This is a genomic window from Aeromonas sp. QDB31 (assembly GCF_027707605.1).
GTDB classification, from domain to species: domain Bacteria; phylum Pseudomonadota; class Gammaproteobacteria; order Enterobacterales; family Aeromonadaceae; genus Aeromonas; species Aeromonas media.
On record NZ_JAPCIX010000032.1, the window covers coordinates 11965 to 27726 of the forward strand.

16 protein-coding genes and 1 pseudogene are annotated in these 15762 nt (G+C 58.7%); 5 read left to right on the plus strand and 12 right to left on the minus strand.

All coding sequences use genetic code 11. From position 1 onward, the window contains the following. Positions 1 to 18: 18 nt before the first annotated feature. The 6 genes from PG898_RS19725 to PG898_RS19750 all read right to left on the minus strand — a co-directional run bounded on the left by PG898_RS19725 (position 19) and on the right by PG898_RS19750 (position 5399). Positions 19 to 606 carry a flavodoxin gene (locus tag PG898_RS19725; protein WP_049637339.1) on the minus strand — a complete coding sequence of 196 codons (588 nt, stop codon included), beginning with the start codon at positions 604 to 606 and terminating at the stop codon, positions 19 to 21. Between the two features lie 30 nt (positions 607 to 636). Next, positions 637 to 1398 carry a carboxymuconolactone decarboxylase family protein gene (locus tag PG898_RS19730; protein ID WP_049637338.1) on the minus strand — a complete coding sequence of 254 codons (762 nt, stop codon included), beginning with the start codon at positions 1396 to 1398 and terminating at the stop codon, positions 637 to 639. Beyond that, the gene (locus tag PG898_RS19735) at positions 1376 to 1858 is read right to left on the minus strand and encodes a (R)-mandelonitrile lyase (protein ID WP_049637337.1); all 483 of its coding nucleotides are present in this window, start codon (positions 1856 to 1858) and stop codon (positions 1376 to 1378) included. The genes PG898_RS19730 and PG898_RS19735 overlap by 23 nt, the downstream gene beginning before the upstream one ends. A gap of 97 nt (positions 1859 to 1955) precedes the next feature. Then, the gene (locus PG898_RS19740; RefSeq protein ID WP_049637336.1) at positions 1956 to 3404 is read right to left on the minus strand and encodes a heavy metal sensor histidine kinase; all 1449 of its coding nucleotides are present in this window, start codon (positions 3402 to 3404) and stop codon (positions 1956 to 1958) included. Positions 3405 to 3418: 14 nt separating this feature from the next. Next, complete coding sequence (locus PG898_RS19745; protein WP_049637335.1) at positions 3419 to 4108, minus strand: heavy metal response regulator transcription factor; 690 nt, start codon at positions 4106 to 4108, stop codon at positions 3419 to 3421. 100 nt (positions 4109 to 4208) lie between these two features. After that, a complete protein-coding gene (locus tag PG898_RS19750) occupies positions 4209 to 5399 on the minus strand; it encodes an aldo/keto reductase (RefSeq protein WP_233265319.1) in 1191 nt (396 codons plus the stop codon). Positions 5400 to 5648: 249 nt separating this feature from the next. On the opposite strand from PG898_RS19750, the gene PG898_RS19755 reads away from it, so the two are divergent. Continuing rightward, on the plus strand, positions 5649 to 6701 hold the full coding sequence (locus PG898_RS19755; RefSeq protein ID WP_049637334.1) for an alpha/beta hydrolase: 1053 nt from the start codon (positions 5649 to 5651) through the stop codon (positions 6699 to 6701). 100 nt (positions 6702 to 6801) lie between these two features. On the opposite strand, the gene PG898_RS19760 is transcribed toward PG898_RS19755, so the two are convergent. The 5 genes from PG898_RS19760 to PG898_RS19780 all read right to left on the minus strand — a co-directional run bounded on the left by PG898_RS19760 (position 6802) and on the right by PG898_RS19780 (position 11951). Next, a complete protein-coding gene (locus PG898_RS19760) occupies positions 6802 to 8082 on the minus strand; it encodes a Bcr/CflA family multidrug efflux MFS transporter (protein ID WP_049637333.1) in 1281 nt (426 codons plus the stop codon). A 2-nt stretch (positions 8083 to 8084) separates the two neighbouring features. After that, the gene (locus PG898_RS19765; RefSeq protein ID WP_049637332.1) at positions 8085 to 8555 is read right to left on the minus strand and encodes a (R)-mandelonitrile lyase; all 471 of its coding nucleotides are present in this window, start codon (positions 8553 to 8555) and stop codon (positions 8085 to 8087) included. Positions 8556 to 8582: 27 nt separating this feature from the next. Further along, positions 8583 to 9611 carry an MBL fold metallo-hydrolase gene (locus tag PG898_RS19770; RefSeq protein WP_049637331.1) on the minus strand — a complete coding sequence of 343 codons (1029 nt, stop codon included), beginning with the start codon at positions 9609 to 9611 and terminating at the stop codon, positions 8583 to 8585. A gap of 103 nt (positions 9612 to 9714) precedes the next feature. After that, positions 9715 to 10698 carry an aldo/keto reductase gene (locus PG898_RS19775; RefSeq protein WP_049637352.1) on the minus strand — a complete coding sequence of 328 codons (984 nt, stop codon included), beginning with the start codon at positions 10696 to 10698 and terminating at the stop codon, positions 9715 to 9717. A gap of 104 nt (positions 10699 to 10802) precedes the next feature. After that, positions 10803 to 11951: an iron-containing alcohol dehydrogenase gene (locus PG898_RS19780; protein WP_049637330.1), complete on the minus strand. Its 1149-nt coding sequence runs from the start codon at positions 11949 to 11951 to the stop codon at positions 10803 to 10805. Between the two features lie 137 nt (positions 11952 to 12088). Between PG898_RS19780 and PG898_RS19785 the strand changes: the two genes are divergently transcribed. The 3 genes from PG898_RS19785 to PG898_RS19795 all read left to right on the plus strand — a co-directional run bounded on the left by PG898_RS19785 (position 12089) and on the right by PG898_RS19795 (position 14218). Continuing rightward, positions 12089 to 13051: a LysR family transcriptional regulator gene (locus tag PG898_RS19785; RefSeq protein ID WP_080988768.1), complete on the plus strand. Its 963-nt coding sequence runs from the start codon at positions 12089 to 12091 to the stop codon at positions 13049 to 13051. Between the two features lie 160 nt (positions 13052 to 13211). Beyond that, entirely contained in the window at positions 13212 to 13673 is a 462-nt protein-coding gene (locus PG898_RS19790) for an antitoxin Xre/MbcA/ParS toxin-binding domain-containing protein (RefSeq protein WP_049637329.1), read from the plus strand. A gap of 194 nt (positions 13674 to 13867) precedes the next feature. Beyond that, positions 13868 to 14218: a hypothetical protein gene (locus tag PG898_RS19795; RefSeq protein WP_155418876.1), complete on the plus strand. Its 351-nt coding sequence runs from the start codon at positions 13868 to 13870 to the stop codon at positions 14216 to 14218. Positions 14219 to 14717: 499 nt separating this feature from the next. On the opposite strand, the gene PG898_RS19800 is transcribed toward PG898_RS19795, so the two are convergent. After that, positions 14718 to 15287 carry a hypothetical protein gene (locus PG898_RS19800; RefSeq protein ID WP_049637150.1) on the minus strand — a complete coding sequence of 190 codons (570 nt, stop codon included), beginning with the start codon at positions 15285 to 15287 and terminating at the stop codon, positions 14718 to 14720. Positions 15288 to 15528: 241 nt separating this feature from the next. Here PG898_RS19800 and PG898_RS19805 point away from each other — a divergent pair. Next, positions 15529 to 15711, plus strand: a pseudogene (locus tag PG898_RS19805) (IS481 family transposase); the annotation flags it as partial. Between the last annotated feature and the right edge of the window lie 51 nt (positions 15712 to 15762).

The window sequence follows — 15762 nt, forward strand, 5'->3', positions numbered from 1 at the left end:
CCTCGCCCAAAGATGAGATCAAGTCCCTCTGGCCTCCAGCCACCGGGCTACTGTCTCGGTCGTTCGCCTCTCCTGATCGCACTCCATGATCAGTGGTGCATCTCGCCGGGCACCTGACGCCAGTCTGGCGAGTACCGCCTCGCTATCCCCGATGCCGTAACCTCCGTGGGTGATGAAAGGAACGAGCCGCTTACCCGCCAGATCATGGCCGCTCATGAAGGTCTTGACCACGGGGGGAACCGTCATCCCCCAGACGGGAAAGCCGACATAAAGGGTGTGATAGCCCGCCATGGTGGCGGACTGTTTCAGCGCGGGGGTCAGCCCAAGATCCCGCTCACGCTGCGCCTGCGCGACGGTCTGGAAATAATCCGCCGGATACGGGTTAGCTGGCGCTATCTCGAACAGATCGGCTTGCAGCGTGCGCTGGATCACCCCCGCGATCACGCGCGTATTGCCGCTTCGAGAGAAATACGCCACCAGGGTGCCTCCGCTCGGTTGTCGCGCCTCCGCGCTGGCGATGGCCTGCCCCAGGGGAAGGTTCACCAGCGTCAAGCCCGGCAGCGCAGCCAGCAACTTCCTTCGGGTGGGGTCATGGTGATCTGACATGCTGCCTGCTCCTTGGTGACGTCCACTGCCCTATTTGGTCGCGGTCAGCGCCTGCTGCAGTGCCTTCTCTGCCCGGGTGGCGGCATCGACTTCGCCTTGTTCGCGCAGCAGTTGCACCACCTGATGCAGTTGACCTGCACTCAGGCCGACCCGTTGGCTGGCACGCATATGGGACAGCAACTGGGCCTCCACCCCTGGCATGGAAGCCAATGCCCCCACCGTCGCCAGTTCACGGCTCTGCCAGTCCAGGTTGTCGCGAGCGAAAATATCGCCAAACAGGTGCGTCTGCAGGTACTGGTTGATCACTGGGGCAAACTCAAAGAGCGGACCCTGTACCGGTGCCCCCGAGATCTTGGTCTGGTTGGCGGTCCCCACTCGGCGCAATTCATCGCCGACCGGGATGGGGGTGACGGGCTCTTTCCCCAGAGGATCGCTGATGCCCCGAGCCTTGCGGGCCTCGACAACCTTCATCAACTCATTCAAGGCATTCAGACTGCGAGGAAAACCGGCATAAGCATAGAGCTGAACGAGCACCTCCTTGGCTTCATTCACCGTCAACCCCGCATCCAGACCCCGATTGAGGGCATCTCGTAGCTTCTTCATGTTGCTGGTCGCCATCGCCGAGGCGATCAAGGGAATGGCCTGTTGGCGCGTGGTCAGGGTATCGGTCACTGACCCTTGCTGGCTCACCTGGGTGGCGCCCTCATTGGCGGCCACCCCGCAGGGCAGGCCAGTACCAAGGAGCAGCAGCGCCGCTGCCGTGATGGCCTTAATGTGCCTGGTATTGTTCATCTGTCACCTTCTCCATCCATTCAACGCTCTTGCCGTCCACAATGCCGGTCACCGCCAGATGCGTCATCGCACTGCCGGGGGTGGCACCATGCCAATGCTTGACCCCGGGTGGGCAGGAGACGACATCACCGGGACGGATGATCTGCACAGGTTGACCCTCCCGCTGAGTCAACCCGACCCCCGAGGTCACAATGAGCCGTTGCCCTGCCGGGTGCCTGTGCCAGGCCGAGCGCGCCCCGGGCTCGAAGGTGACGTAAGCACCCGATACCGGGATAGCCTGGTCGGCCGTGAAAAGCGGATCGACCCGGACCCGGCCGGTAAAGTTGTCCGCCGAACCGTACACCGCCGCCTGGCTGCCCGCGACGACGATGCCGGTGGCTGCACCTTGTTGCTCCGCCGCGATGGCGACGCAACTCATAAGAGGCAGCAGCAGACCGAAATAACGCATTTTTCCTGACATGAAACGAGGTCCCTTTAGTAAGTGAGCTTGGGGTTAAACCACTGCCATGCTAGCAAGCACGAGATGTCGTCAGGCTGACCTCAAGCTGACGTTCCTGTCAGGATAGACCGGGCATGGAGGGTGCCAATCGTTTCTCCAGCGCGGGATCTGATTCATGAGCCCGCCCCTTCTGTGCGGACAGTGCAAAAGTGAGCCCAAAGGTATTGACCCCGTCCTCGCTCTGGGCGAATACCTCTCCCCGGTGCATGATCGCCACCGCCCGGACAATAGACAGCCCCAGGCCATGATGGGTGTCGCTGCGGGCCCTGGCTGAGTCAACCCGGTAAAAACGTTCAAACAGGCGAGACAGATGGGTAGGCGCAATGGGATCACCGGGGTTTGAGACAGCGACACAGGCCTGCTCCTCGCGCTGGCTCAGTCTGACTGTGATGGTTCCTTGGGGCGGTGAGTGCCTTGCCGCATTCTCCAGTAAATTGGCGAGTGAACGATGGAACAGACGCCGGTCGATATGAGCGATCACATCCCCTTCCAACTGTAATGAGAGCCGCTTTTCAGCGAGGGAGGGCTCGACATACTCCACCGTCTTGAGGGTCTCTTCCCGCAGCGAAACCCGCTCTAATTGGGAGGCATGCTCACCCGCATGGGCATGGGACAAAAACAGCATGTCATTGACGATGGACGCCATCCGCTCCAGTTCCTCCAGATTGGAGCCGAGCAAGTCGACCAGCTCCTCCGGCGAACGCCTGCGGGATAACCCCAGCTGGGTCTGGCCAATCAGATTAGTGAGAGGGGTCCGCAGCTCATGGGCCACATCGGCATTGAAGCTTTCGAGTTGCCGCCATGCCACCTCCTGACGTGCCAAGACCCCGTTGAACGAGGAGGCCAACTGCTGCAGCTCCTCGGGCAAGGCGTCTGTGTCCAGCCGCTGACCATGGTCTCCCGGCGCCAGTCGATGGGCCTGCTGACTCAAGGCCCCCACAGGGCGCAGACCAATCCGGGCAACGCCATACCCCAGCAAGGCAACCATCAGCACGCCAAGGACAGTGATGATCAGCAGCGTGCGGGTAAATGCGTCCAGTGTGCTCATATAGGGAGTCGAGTCGATGGACACCACATAGCGCAGCTCGGGTCTTTCCCCATTGGCGGGTATGGTCTTCACCAACAGGAAGAGCGAGCAGGCCTCCTCGGAGGCGCCGGGCAATTTGTTGAACCCTTCCTTGAGAGCGTCCCAGGCTACCCCTGATGGCGGTATGCCTCCCACACTGAAGCGGGGATCATCGCTGACAATCCAATAGTGAACACGGTTCCCCTCGGAGCTGGCTAGATTAGTGAACTTGCTGGCGAGCACTGACCACCCTTCGCTGGAGGTGCGGGCACTGATCCAGGGGCTCATCAAGGATTCACGAAACGACAACTCGTTGTGCATCTGCTTTTGCAAGGAGTCATGGAGCGAACTCCTCAGCAGCAGACCGGATGCCGAGACGATCAGGACGGCACTCAGGGCAAACATCAGCGCCAGGTGTCCGGAGATGGAGCGTGTGAACATCTTGTTTCCTCCCCTCAAGGGTGCAGGTCCGGCCTGACTTCGAGCACATAGCCCATGCCGCGCACCGTGTGCAGCAGCTTGACCTCGAAAGGCGCATCTATCTTGGCACGCAGCCGTTTTATCGCGACTTCCACGACGTTGGCATCACTGTCAAAATTCATATCCCAGACCTGCTCGGCAATCATCATCTTCGATAGGATCTCCCCCTGATGGCGAGCCAGCAGACTGAGCAGGGAAAACTCCTTGGCGGTGAGTTCCAGCCGATTACCGGCGCGCGACACCCGACGCGCCAGCAGATCCAGGTGCATATCGTGGATCTGCAGTTGGGTGATGTCCGCCCCATCGACCCCGCGACGGCGCACCAGGGCCTGAATACGGGCAACCAGTTCAATGAGCGAGAAAGGTTTGGGCAGATAGTCATCGGCCCCCAGACGCAGCCCCTTGACCCGCTCGTCCACTGATCCGCGCGCTGAGAGCATCAGCACAGGTGTCTGCTTGCTCGCGCGAAGCCCCTCCAGCACCCGATAGCCATCCATGCCAGGCAACATCACATCCAGAATAATGGCGTCATACTCGTACTCCAGCGCAAAATGGAGCCCTTCGGGCCCCTCAGCGGAGACATCGACCATGAAGCCCGACTCTCCCAGTGCGCGACAAAGATATGACGAGGTCTTCTCTTCGTCCTCTACCAACAACAGACGCATGGCATCCACTTCCTTATATCCAGGGCTCACGCTCATGGCAGGGATGAACAGGGTGCCGACGGGGCCCTACCTCCATTCATCCCCGCCATCGGCCAGCAAGTCAGCGCTTCAGCGGGGCTTCCACATCGGAATAGGCCTGCACCGCGTCCGGCAGACGCTGTCCCTTGATGACGATGGCATCCAGGGATAGGGTGAGCTCCGTCATCTCGGCAGCGCTCAGCTGGATCGCCGCTGCCGACGTGTTTTGCAGCATATGGTCCATGTTAGTGGTGCCCGGGATAGGCACAATCCAAGGTTTCCTGGCCAGCAACCAGGCCAGCGCTATCTGTCCGGGCGTCGCACTCTTGCGTTCAGCCCAGGTTTTCAGTACGGCCACGAGCCCAAGGTTATGCTCCAAATTTTCGGGTGCGAAGCGCGATTCCGTCCCCCGGAAATCGCCGGGGGCAAAGCGGGTATTCTTGTCGATCCAGCCGGTCAGGAACTGCACCCCCAACGGGCTCCACGGCACAAACCCTATCCCCAACGCTTCGCAGGTCGGCAGCACAGACTGTTCCGGCCCCCGCCATAACATCGAATACTCACTCTGAACCGCCGTGACGGGGAGCGCTGCGTGGGCGCGTTTCAAGGTGTTGATCCCCATTTCAGACAGGCCCCAGTGCAACACCTTCCCTTGATCCATCAGATCTTTCACCGCACCGGCAACATCCTCGATAGGCACGAGGGGATCGACCCTGTGCTGATAGAGCAGATCGATACGATCCGTGCGCAGGCGCTTGAGCATTCCCTCGACGACTTGCTTGATGTGCTCGGGCCGACTGTTGAGCCCAGGACGCCGCTCACCTGTCTGTTGATCGATGTTCCAGCCAAACTTGGTGGCGATGACGATCTTGTCTCTGAAGGGCGCCACGGCCTCACCCAGGATCCGTTCCACCTCGAAGGGACCATAGGCCTCGGCGGCATCAAAGAACGTCACCCCCTGATCAAAGGCCCTGCGCACTATGTTGACCATTTCAGGGCGCCAGGGAACTGAGGTGTCATATTTGCGGCTCATGTTCTGCACCCCCAACCCGATGGCCGAGACGTCAAGTCCGCCCAGCTTGCGCCTTCCTGGCCCGGCAACGGGCTGGCCCTGCTGACCTGCGACGCCTCCATGGGACTGTGGGGATGACTGCGCCCCGTTGACCTGGGGGATCAGCGAGGCCGCGGCCATGCCGGCCCCCGCGATCAGCAACTTGCGTCGCGCCGGCATCGCGGGCGCATCGGGCGTAAACACTGCTGGTTTGCTCTCCATAAGAGACTCCTTTTATGACCAGACGGGTGACGAATACCACTTCGTATTGCCACATCCTATTGATTCGTTACCAACATTCCCCTGACAGAAAGCTGACAGCCGTGTCAGAAATCCAGGCCAAGTACCCACCTGGCTGACAGCATTGTCATTTCCCCGTCATGGGGCTGACAGCCCCCTCCCCTTACCCTTGTCCGGCAATATCCACCGCGTGCCTCTGGAGCCAGGCCGCTCTTACCCTCGGGAGTCCACATGAAAAAGACCTTTCTCAATGCCATGGTGCTGACGGCGCTGGCAGGCTTTGCCGCCACCGCCCAGGCCGCTGATCACAGACAAAATCCGTTTACCCTGGCCTATGAAGGGGCCATCACCGAAAACATCCAGGGCAGGGTCAACCTCCACCCGGTGAAATATGACCTGCATGGCATCCAGATAGCCGCGAATGTCTATACCCCTGCCGACTATGATCCCGCCAAAACCTACCCGGCCGTGGTCGTTGCCCACCCCAACGGGGGGGTCAAGGAGCAGGTCGCGGGCCTCTATGCCCAGCGCCTGGCAGAGCAAGGCTACATCGCCATCACGGCGGACGCCGCCTACCAGGGGGCCAGCGGAGGCATGCCCCGCAGCGTCGATAAACCGGCAAACCGCATCGAGGACATTCACGGCATGGCGGATTACCTCAGCCAATACCCGGGCGTTGACAAGGAACGCATCGGCCTGCTTGGCATTTGCGGCGGTGGCGGTTATTCCTTGAAAGCGGCCCAGACCGACAAGCGTTTCAAGGCCCTGGCGACCCTGAGCATGTTTGACTCCGGGCTGGTGCGTCGCAACGGATATCAGGATTCTCAACTCGCCACCGTGCAAGAGCGCCTGAAGCAGGCCACCGATGCCCGCACCAGGGAGGTCACCACGGGTGAGGTGAGCTACTCCGGCGATGCCAACCTGACCGACGAACAGATAGCCAAGCTGCCGTTCGAGCTGTACCGCCAAGGCTACGAGTACTACTGGAAGACCCATGCCCATCCCAACTCGACGTTCCGCTACACCACCAGTAGCCTGCTCGATCTGATGAACTTCGATGCCCAGAGCAACATGGAACTCATCAATCAACCGCTGCTGATGATGGCGGGAACCAAGGCGGACTCGCGCTACATGACGGAAAGCGCCTTCAAGAAAGCCACCGGCACCACCAATAAAGAGCTGTTCCTCATCGAGGGTGCGACGCACATTGAAACCTACTGGGTGCCTCGCTACGTGGATCAGGCGATGAGCCGGATCGATACCTTCTTCGACAAGAACATCTGACGATACCCCCATCGTCCCGGTCAGTGCCTTCACGGCACTGACCGGGGCTTTCATCTCTTTGGCTCCCCCTATTTCCGCATGGCTTCATCGCCAAGCGTCCTTATCGCACCGGCTCGGGTTGCGACATCGGCTCGCAAGACGCCTCGGGCTCGGTTCTTCGCCAAAGTGCAAAGACGAGGCAACCCACTCCCCCGACCGCCACTATCCAGCCCATGGTCCAGGGGGTGCCATCGGTGCACCAGCCAAGTAGGGCCGCGCTGAAGACCCCGCTGCCGTAATGCATGGCGCCGACCAGGGAGGAGGCCGCACCTGCCTGTCTCGGGAAGAGCGCCAGGGCGCTGGCCACCGAGTTGGCGACGATGAAGCCACTGACCGACATGTAGCAGAAGATAGGTATAGCCAGCCCGGCGACCCCACCCAGTCCCAACCAGGCATCGAGGGCCAGCCAGAGAGCGGAGACGGCGGCAGCCCAGGCGCCATAACGAAACAGGCGCTCGGGTCCCCACCTGGCTACCAGACGCGTATTGACGAAATTCAGCGCCATCAGCCCCACGATGTTGGCGCCAAAGAGCAAGCCATAGGCCTGCGCCGACACCTGGTAGTAATCGACGTAGGCAAACGGCGTTCCGGCGATAAAGGCGTAGCAACCGCCGTAGTAAAAGCCGCCAGCCAGGGCATAGCGCAGCAACCGCCTGTCCATCGCGAGGGCGACATAGTCTTTCATTGTCATGGCCAGAGGCGCCTGGCTGCGGCTGGATGGCGCCAGGGTTTCGGGCAGGTAGCGCATGGCGATCAGGGCCACGACGCCCATGATGGCCAGCACCCAGAAGATCCCCCGCCAGGACCAGTACAGCAGCAGTTGCCCCCCGAGCAATGGCCCGAGCAGCGGCGCGACCGCCATCATCAGGATCAGGGTCGACAGCATCTGGGCCGCCCGCTCCCTGGCATAGAGATCACGGACCATGGCCCTGGCCAGCACGGGCCCCGCGCAAGCCCCCAGGGCCTGAATGACGCGCCACACCAGCATCTGAGGGGCGGTCTCGGCCAGGGCACAGCCCACTGATCCCAGGATGAAGAGCCCAATACCGAGCATGATGGGCAGGCGGCGGCCATAGCGATCGCTCGCCGGCCCCCAGAACAACTGCCCCAGACTGAAACCGATCAGAAAGGTCGAGATGGTCAGTTCGACCTGGGTCATGTCGGTGTTCAAGTCATGGACCAGCTGCGGCAACGCCGGCAAGTACATGTCGGTGGAGATGGAGGCAAACGACATCAAGGCGCTCAGGATGATCAGGATCCTGAGCTCCTTGGCATGAGCGCGTTCGGGTTGGCTACCAAGGTGTGTAGCTCCGGCTGCGGGCTGACTGTTGCTCCCCTGCATGCTCAATCCCGGTCCCCGGCGACGCAGGCGCGATAATCACCCTCGCTCACCTGTTCCAACCAGGTTACCACCTGACCATCCTGCCGTTCTGCCAGCGCCAGGTGAGTCATGGGAGTATCCGGTGCCGCACCATGCCAGTGCTTCACGCCAGCCGGGATCCAGACCAGATCCCCTGGCCGGATCGCCAGGACAGGACCTCCCGCCATCTGCACCCGCCCTACCCCGCTGACCACGTAGAGGGTCTGGCCCAAAGGATGGGTATGCCAGGCGGTGCGTGCCCCCGGCGTGAAGCTGACCAGGCCGCCAGAGATGGCGGCGGGCGCCGTGCCCTGATACAGCTGATCGACATAGACATCTCCGACGAAGAACTCGCTGGCACCCTGGGTTGCAGGCTCCAGCCCCGGGGAAAATACCTGTATCGTCTGATCTTTTGCCTCAGCCTGGGCAAGCGTGGTGGCAGATATTGGGTTCATTGTCGACTCCTGTGCTTTAAAAATGTGTCAATCGCGCCACCAGGCGCTGCCCTCATGAGGGATCAGCATGTTCAGGGGTTCCCCCATCACCGGAGTGGTCAATGGGATTTGCTGCTCGCCAGCCAGGCGGACTATCTGCTCGAGCGGGTCATCCCACGCATGCATGGCCAGATCGAAGGTGCCGTTGTGGATCGGATAGAGCCACTGCCCGCGTAAATCGTGAAACGCCTGCGCAGTCTGCGCCGGCAACATATGCACGTACTCCCAGCGCTTGTCGTACGCCCCGGTCTCGAGGAAGGTCACGTCGAACGGGCCGAAACGCTTGCCGATCTCCTTGAAGCCATCGAAGTAACCGCTGTCACCGCTAAAGAAGAGATTGGTTCCCTCCCCACGAATGACCCAGGAGGCCCAAAGGGTCTGATTGCCATCGCCAAGGCCACGGCCGGAGAAGTGCTGGGCCGGGGTGGCGATGAACTCAATGTCGCCGACCCGAGCCTTCTGCCACCAATCCAGCTCCCTGACCTTGTTCTGTGGGACACCCCAGGCAACCAGGCGCGCACCCACGCCGAGCGGCGTGATGAAGTGGCTGACCTTCTCTTGCAGCGCCAGGATGGCGTCATGGTCGAGGTGGTCGTAGTGATCATGGGAGAGGATCACCGCCTCTATGGGAGGCAACGCATCCATAGTGATGGGCGGTGCGTGCCAGCGCTTGGGGCCAAACCATTGCACCGGCGAGGCGCGCTCGCTGAACACGGGATCCGTCAGCCAGAACTTGCCCTGCAATTTGAACAGCAGACTGGAGTGACCGAGGCGCCACACACTGTTGTCCGGGGCGGCCATCAGCCCTTCACGGGTCATGACCTGCACCGGGATAGCGCGATCCGGCACTGTGCCATCAGGCTTGGCGAACAGAAAATCCCACCAGAGCCGGACCCCTTCCCAAGTGCTTCGCTGCGGCAGTGCCACGACATTGCTGAATTGACCCGCCTGATACTGGGAAGAGTCAGGGTGTGCGGGCAGACCCGGTTTCAATACATAGGAAAAGATGCCTGCCATCACGGCTCCTGTTAGCAACCAGACAGAGCGCCGGCCCCTTGGGACGGCGCGAGAGAGAACAGAGGGGTTCTGCATTCATGAGACTCCTGTTGTGGATCCGGCCTTAGCGACCCACGTTGTGCTGCAGGTGTGACGGATAGCGATCCCCCTCCACCTTGATCCCGACCAGGGCACGCTGGATGTCTCCCAGATCGGTGGCGCTCAGTGCCACCCGAGCTGCGCCCAGGTTCTCCTCGAGCCGATGCAGCTTGGTGGTGCCGGGAATGGGGGCGATCCAGGGCTTTTGTGCCAGTAGCCAGGCGATCGCAATCTGGGCAGACGTCACCCCCTTGCTGGCCGCAAGGTCGCTCAATACCTCGACCAGATGTTGGTTGGCCTGGCGCGCTGCCTCGGTAAAACGTGGGACTATGTTGCGAAAATCCGCGTCATCGAAACGGGTATCGGCCTTGATGGCCCCGGTCAGGAAGCCCTTGCCGAGGGGGCTGAAAGGGACGAACCCGATACCCAACTCCTCCAGCAACGGCAGGATGGCCTGCTCCGGTTCGCGCCACCAGAGGGAGTATTCGCTCTGCAGCGCCGCCACCGGCTGCACGGCGTGGGCGCGACGAATGGAGTCGACACCGGCCTCGGACAAACCGAAGTGGCGCACCTTGCCCTCCTGGATAAGGTCTCGCACTGTGCCAGCCACCTCTTCCATGGGGACATCGGGATCGACCCGGTGCTGGTAGAAGAGATCGATCACATCGGTGTTGAGGCGGCGCAGCGACGCCTCCGCCACGGCGCGGATGGTGGCCGGGCGGCTGTCCAGCCCCTCCGATGTCTTGCCGTGCTTGAAACCGAACTTGGTGGCGATCACCACCTTGTCCCTGAACGGGGCCAGTGCCTCCCCCAGCAGCAGCTCGTTATCGCCTGGGCCATAAGCCTCGGCGGTATCGAAGAAGGTCACCCCCAGTTCATGGGCGCGGCGGATCAGGGTGATGGCCTGCCCCTTGTCCGTGGCCGGGCCATAGCCAAAGCTCAGCCCCATGCAGCCCAGACCGATGGCCGACACTGCCAGCCCGCTGTTACCCAAAGTACGTGTTTGCATGATGGATCCTTTTTCCTGGAAGGCGCTCTCCTTGGAGAGCGCCATGGTGTGATGGCTGGCGACGCGCGGTTCAGTCCTGACACAGGACCGGGAGGCACCGCCACTCACATGGCATTGCGAAGGATGGTGGCCAGCACGTCCTGGGTGTAGGTCTCGGCCAGGCCAAACCAGCGGGCGTTGCCCTTGAGGTTCTCCAGGATGGCGGGCAGGTCCGCCTCCGTGATGCCGAGCTGGGAGAGGCGGGTCGGCGTGCCAATCTTGTCGAACCATTTTTCAAGGGCGGCAATGCCTTCTTCGGCGGTGTTCAAGCCAAACAGCTGCTGGGCGAAGCGCTCGAACTGAGCCGGATTCTGGCCCTGGAACCACCTCATCCAGGCGGGCATCACCACCGACAGGCCGGCGCCATGGGGCACATTGAACAGGGCGGAGAGCGCGTGTTCGATCATGTGGTTGGGGTAGCCAAAACCCGAAGTCCCCGCATAGGTCAAGCCGTTCAATGCCAGGGTCGCAGCCCAGGCGAACTCGGCGCGGGCGTTGTAGTCGGCGGGATCCGCCAGCAACTGCTCAGTGGTCTCCAGCACGGTGGCGATGACGGACTCCACCAGGCGGGACTGAATTTTCGGCTGCACCTTGGCGGTGAAGTAGCCCTCGATGGAATGGGCGATGATGTCCGCCGCCGAGTAGACCAGATAGTCGCGGGAGACCGTCTGCATCAGCGCCGGATTGACAATGGAGACTTTCGGGAAGGTGTGCACCGAGTTGATGGCGAACTTCTCTTTGGTGTCATCGTTGGTCACCACGGCGCCGCTGTTCATCTCGCTGCCGGTGGCGGCCAGGGTCAGGATGGCAAACACCGGCAGCGCTGCCTCGATCTGCCCCTTGCCGACGAACAGATCCCAGACATCCCCTTGATATAAGGCCCCTGCGGCAATGGCCTTGGCGCTGTCGAGCACGGAGCCGCCGCCGACGCTCAGGATGGCGTCGACCCCCTGCTCCCGCGCCACTGCGATGGCATCACGTACCTTGGAGATGAGCGGGTTGCTGACGATGCCGCCGCACGCCACGAACGGGATCCCCTGCTCGTTCAGACTGGCGCTCACGGTGGCGAAGAGGCCATCACCCTTGATCCGCTCGCTGCCATAGGCCAGCAGCACCTTCTTGATGCCGTGCTGGGCCAGGATCTCACCGATGAGGCGCTCCTTGCCGGTGCCGAACTCGATCCGGGTCGGGTTGTAAAAGCTGAAATTGTCCATCTTGCTCGTCTCTCTGTCTGGGTTCATGCCGGGAGGCTTGTCGATGAGCTGAACTATAAATGGGCAACAAACATCGAACTAGACGGCAAATGGATGAATCAGTTACAACTAAATGATGTAAATCGACGAGAAAGACCATGATCAGCGAATTGAGATCCATCACCACCTTCGTGCGCACGGTGGAACTGGGCAGCCTCAGCAAGGCAGCCGAGGCCCAGCAGATCTCCCCTCAAGCCGCCAGCAAGGCACTGAGGCAACTGGAGACCTATCTCGGGGTGAGGCTGTTCCATCGCACCACCCGCAGCATGTCGTTGACCGAAGAGGGCCAGCGTTTTCTGGAGGCAGCCCAACCCGCCCTGCTTGGCCTGCAACAGGCGCTGTCAGCCGCGAGGCAGACCCGAGAAGCATTCGCCGGCCCACTGCGGATCGTGGGACCACGCTCGGTCGCGCAGATGATCATCGGCCCAGTGCTGGACGAGTACTGCCGGCTCTACCCCGAGGTCCAGCCGGATGTGCAGCTCGATGACCGTATCGGCAACTGGGTGGAGGAGCGCGTCGATGTGGGTTTGCGGATCGGCCTCTCGCCACAGGATGGGCTGATCGCACGCCGCCTGTTTCCCTTGCAGCTCATCATCTGCGCCTCTCCCACCTATCTGCGCAAACATGGGGTGCCGCAAACGCTGCACGATCTGGGCGTGCACCGCTGCAGCGTGTTTCGTCATGCCGGCACCGGCCACCTTATTCCCTGGCATGTAAAGCTTGGTGAGAGCGTGCAGGATCATCTCGTTCGCCCGGCGATCTCCACCAATGACGAGACGGTGGAGCTGGGCGCCGTGCTGGCGGGTGAAGTGATAGGCCAAATCGCCGGACCGACGGCGGCGGCGCACATTCGCGCTGGTCGCCTGGTTCCCCTGCTGCTCGACCACATGACAGATATGTACAGCCTGTTTCTCTACTACGGCAGCCGCGCGGCCCAGCCCGCCCGGGTACGCCGCTTCATCGATCTGGCAGTCGAGCGTCTCACCGACAGCCCGGAGTTCGTGCTCGGCGCCGAGGAGCTGCGCCTTGCTCATATCAACGGAAAATCTTCGCTAGGTTGATATTTCGTATAGGATAGCGGCAATGTTGCCATCTACGCTCAATGTGGCACATTACCTGATGGGGAAGTCGCTTAAACAACCTGAACAGGAAGTGTGCCTAGAATAGGGTGGTAATCCACTGTCTATATAATATGAATTTTGTGATACACACGAGGCAGCTATGAATGTCGGAACCTCATACACCCCCCCCAAGAATTTAGTTGGAAAGCCAGATGGCCTTCTGGCCACATTGTCATTGCCTAAGCAGCCTGTTGATGCACACAAAGAGACTCTAGCTGGATTCTCATATGAGATCGTAAAAAAACTATCCATCATAACGCAGATCGATGAAATCACGATTTGCCAATTAGCGAACATCAGCTATGTCACCCTTACCAAGAGAAAAATACAAAGAAAGAACGCTTTATCATCAGAGCAAAGCATGAGGCTATACGTATTCATAAGGACATTGGATGCGGCTTTGCAGCTTTTTGATGGAGATGTTTCAACTGCAATTCAGTGGCTTAAGTCGCCTTCCAGAGCCTTGGGTGATGAGAGTCCCATACTAATGTTGAGCACCCCTCCTGGAGTTGAGGCTGTTATGGATCTTATCGGCCAAATTAAAAATGGCATTATTCCATAAAAAATTAAACTGCTCAGTGCATACTTTAAAACTTAAATATGATTATTGCATGTAGGACATAATAACATATACTACCTCATCTGAATCAACTACTAATGAGTCGGGCGAAATGCAAACATCAGGATGTAATTAATGTTTAACTCGAAGGCTGTATGTAGGTTGTAAATTATATCTAAACATAAGACTATATACTCATGAAAATACACAAAAACACTAATGGCAAAGTAGCTTCTCTCGAAGAGATAAGTGTGCTGTCATTTGAGTATGATGACCTGGTAATTCGTTTCAAACGAGCTAAATCAGAAGAGACCCTTGAGGTTATGTATAAAGGGGCCTTAAACAAGGTGGAGAAAATACTAACAGGTAAAGCCTTAGTAACGGCACAGATCGCTATAGAACGGGCACTTGATCGTTGCCAGCAAGATTTTGACAATACGCATCTTGGTCTAACTCGTAAAATAAACCACACACTAAAGACCCAAGAATCCGCCAAAAAATATGATCCTGAAGAAGAAATGCGTCGTCTTCTTTCTGGCATTGGTTAATCTGTACTATTAATTACTTTATTAACATTTACTGGTATCAGTAAGATCCCTCCCCTACCGTCTTTGTAATATTTTTTAGATAAATCCCTGATTTTCTTTAACTCGCCCAAAGGTGTCAGGATCTGCAGGTTGATAGTTCTCTGAGAACATGTTTTGCAAACGATGATCTTACCTTCAATTTGCCAGCGTCTGAAAAAAACAGTCTTAACACAAATACACCTGGTAGCGTTCACCATGGTGGTGCACAGAACTGTAACCCCAGTTGGCTTCCAACGTACCGTATTCCTGCGTGCCACACGAAGTTCTCGTACTGCAACCACAAACATCACAGAGAATATCGATAACCTGTTTGGTCGGGTCCATGACTTCCACTTTCATAGTAATATTCCTTTTTTAACCCTACAGCACCGAAAATCGATGGCGATTCAGTGCCCCTTATGCATAGATGCCATTTTTCAAGTCTGTACCGTTGCAACTAATGAGCAAAAGGATTGAAGCCTTACTGCTTTTTCTTCACCGTCACCATCAGTTCACTGCCTTTGCCGTCTTCAGAGCCTGTCAGGAAGAGGACGGTTTGCGTGTCAGCATTGATGAAGCTGACTCCATAGGAGCCGCAGTTCTCATCATAGATACAGGAGAAGAACGGCTTTTGGGGATCAAATGATTCAGCGATGTTCTCGACACGACCGAGGTGCTGTGCAATCCGCTCTTTCAGAGTAGCGTAGTCAGCTTTGGCCTGACTGACCGTGGCAAGGTCGTTGGATCTGTAAACCTTTACTGTGAACGTAATGTCGAACAGGCCTCCCTGAAAGAAGGAGTAGCGATAAGGGGCGGTGGCTTGTTCGCCCAAAAAACCCCACTCTGGTTTCTTTGGTGTTCCATTGAGCATTTTGTTCTGCCCCCCCCCCAGCTGGATTGCACTTGGCTTGAAAGCAATGTTCTTCTGAGAAACGTTGCTGATGCTGTCACCCCATGCAAAGGCGGTAAAGCCGTTGTCGGAAGCCAATGCGGCAGGAGATGTCGAGATGGAAAAGAGGGTGAGCAGAGCAAGAACGGATGACTGTTTCATGTGATGACCTGTCAGGATGGGGCCGCATTGCGACCGGAAGGACGATCATGCCCCACTATTTCATTATTGTAAAAGGCGCTTCATCGGCCATATTTTCCCCTAACCTTCCATTTCGATAATGGTAATCCCGATAAATCCGGCGACAGCGGCCTGAATTACAATCCAACTCAAGGGTAAAGTCGGGATAGGTACTGATGGCTTGCCAAGCCTCTTTCACATCAATCCCGTTGTGAGGGGTTAGAGCAGCGGCTTTATCGAGCTACTGCATCGCCCCTGCTGGATGAACATTTCCGTATCAAGGGCAGACGACCTGGACAGCTACCTGACGCACAACAACACCCAGCGGCCACATCAGGGCAGGATGATGGAAGGACAGACTCCCTACAGCATGTTCAAGAGTAACCGTTCACCGGGACGGTGTTGACAGCACCAACTCCTCCGGGAACGGGTAGTCGGTTTTCTCGATGCAGGACCT

Coding starts and splice junctions, on each gene's coding strand:
- PG898_RS19755 (WP_049637334.1), top strand. CDS start 5,649: ATGAAAAAGACCTTTCTCAATGCCATGGTGCTGACGGCGCTGGCAGGC.
- PG898_RS19800 (WP_049637150.1), bottom strand. CDS start 15,287: ATGAAACAGTCATCCGTTCTTGCTCTGCTCACCCTCTTTTCCATCTCG.
- PG898_RS19765 (WP_049637332.1), bottom strand. CDS start 8,555: ATGAACCCAATATCTGCCACCACGCTTGCCCAGGCTGAGGCAAAAGAT.
- PG898_RS19775 (WP_049637352.1), bottom strand. CDS start 10,698: ATGCAAACACGTACTTTGGGTAACAGCGGGCTGGCAGTGTCGGCCATC.
- PG898_RS19745 (WP_049637335.1), bottom strand. CDS start 4,108: ATGCGTCTGTTGTTGGTAGAGGACGAAGAGAAGACCTCGTCATATCTT.
- PG898_RS19735 (WP_049637337.1), bottom strand. CDS start 1,858: ATGTCAGGAAAAATGCGTTATTTCGGTCTGCTGCTGCCTCTTATGAGT.
- PG898_RS19770 (WP_049637331.1), bottom strand. CDS start 9,611: ATGGCAGGCATCTTTTCCTATGTATTGAAACCGGGTCTGCCCGCACAC.
- PG898_RS19760 (WP_049637333.1), bottom strand. CDS start 8,082: ATGCAGGGGAGCAACAGTCAGCCCGCAGCCGGAGCTACACACCTTGGT.
- PG898_RS19730 (WP_049637338.1), bottom strand. CDS start 1,398: ATGAACAATACCAGGCACATTAAGGCCATCACGGCAGCGGCGCTGCTG.
- PG898_RS19725 (WP_049637339.1), bottom strand. CDS start 606: ATGTCAGATCACCATGACCCCACCCGAAGGAAGTTGCTGGCTGCGCTG.
- PG898_RS19795 (WP_155418876.1), top strand. CDS start 13,868: ATGAAAATACACAAAAACACTAATGGCAAAGTAGCTTCTCTCGAAGAG.
- PG898_RS19785 (WP_080988768.1), top strand. CDS start 12,089: ATGATCAGCGAATTGAGATCCATCACCACCTTCGTGCGCACGGTGGAA.
- PG898_RS19790 (WP_049637329.1), top strand. CDS start 13,212: ATGAATGTCGGAACCTCATACACCCCCCCCAAGAATTTAGTTGGAAAG.
- PG898_RS19750 (WP_233265319.1), bottom strand. CDS start 5,399: ATGGAGAGCAAACCAGCAGTGTTTACGCCCGATGCGCCCGCGATGCCG.
- PG898_RS19780 (WP_049637330.1), bottom strand. CDS start 11,951: ATGGACAATTTCAGCTTTTACAACCCGACCCGGATCGAGTTCGGCACC.
- PG898_RS19740 (WP_049637336.1), bottom strand. CDS start 3,404: ATGTTCACACGCTCCATCTCCGGACACCTGGCGCTGATGTTTGCCCTG.